The following is a 1,289-nucleotide window of genomic DNA, read 5'->3' on the forward strand; positions in this document are numbered from 1 at the left end:
CGAGATCAGCGCGGCGAGCCACGAGCAGACCCAAGGCATCGAGCAGATCAACCAGGCCATCACGCAGATGGACCAGGTGACGCAGCAGAACGCGGCGCTGGTGGAAGAGGCCGCGGCAGCCGCCGCCTCGCTGCAGGACCAGGCCGGCAGCCTGTCGCAAGTGGTCGGTGTGTTCAAGCTCGGCAGCGACACGACGGCGATGTCGCATCGGGTCCCCGTGCGTGCCGAGGTCCCGATGCACCGTGCGAAGGTGGCCAAGCGGGTGTTGCCCGCGCCGCGCGCTGCCGCCGGCCCCCGCGAACTCGCCACCGCCTCCGCTGGCGACGGGTGGGAAACCTTCTGATCGTCCCGTTGCCTCGGCAATGGCACCACCTTTATCTTCCGGAGTCGCAAGCATGTTCCTGAGCAATATTTCCATCGGCAAGCGACTGACCCTCGTGGTCGGCATCATCCTGGCCTTGTCCGTCACCAGCAGCGTGCTGGCCATCCTGAAGCTTCGCCAGCTGGGGGACGAGGTTCGTCTGATGGTGGAGCAGAACATCAAGACGGAGCGTGCCGGCTCCGACTGGTTGCGCCACACGACCTCGGGGGTGCAGCGCGCCGCAGCGATCGCCAAGAGCACCGACCCCAGCCTGATCGCCTACTTCGCGCCGGCGACGGCCAAGTCCATCACGGACACCAACGCGCTGCAGAAGTTTCTCGAGGCCCGCATGGACACGCCCGAGAAGAAGAAGCTCTTCGAAAAAATTGGCGAGCTCCGCAAGACCTACCTGGCGGCGCGTGAAGAGGTCAGCAAGGCCAAGATGGCCGGCGACATGGACGGGGCCAACAAGATCTTCAGCGAGCGCTTCGAACCCACCTCGCGCGACTACGTGGCCGGGGTGCAGCAGATGGTCGAAACCGAGCGTGTCGCGCTCGACACCGCGGCCGAGCGCAGCGAAGAGATGCGTGCCAACCTGACGATGCTCCTCATTGTTTGCAGCGCGCTGTCGCTGGTGTTGGGCGTCGGGCTCGCCTGGATGCTGGTGCGCAGCATCACCCATCCGCTGCGCCGTGCCGTGGCGGTGGCCGAGGCCGTGGCCGCCGGTGACCTGACCAGCCGCATCGAGGTGACGAGCACGGACGAGACCGGCCAACTGATGCAGGCGCTGCGCGGCATGAACGAAAGCCTGGCCAAGGTGGTCGGCGAAGTGCGCCAGGGCACCGACACCATCGCCACGGCCTCGAGCCAGATCGCTTCGGGCAACCAGGACCTGTCCTCGCGCACCGAAGAGCAGGCCAGCTCGCTG

1 protein-coding gene and 1 pseudogene are annotated in these 1,289 nt (G+C 66.6%); both read left to right on the forward strand.

Annotated elements, in window-relative coordinates; translation table 11 throughout:
* Nucleotides 1-343, forward strand: a pseudogene (locus tag ACSFA2_RS25480) (methyl-accepting chemotaxis protein); the annotation flags it as partial.
* A gap of 52 nt (nt 344-395) precedes the next feature.
* A partial coding sequence (locus ACSFA2_RS25485; protein WP_435458120.1) for a HAMP domain-containing protein occupies nt 396-1,289 on the forward strand: 894 nt, incomplete at its 3' end.

The sequence above is a fragment of the Variovorax cryoconiti genome, from assembly GCF_051216395.1.
In the GTDB taxonomy this organism is placed as follows: Bacteria; Pseudomonadota; Gammaproteobacteria; order Burkholderiales; family Burkholderiaceae_C; genus Variovorax.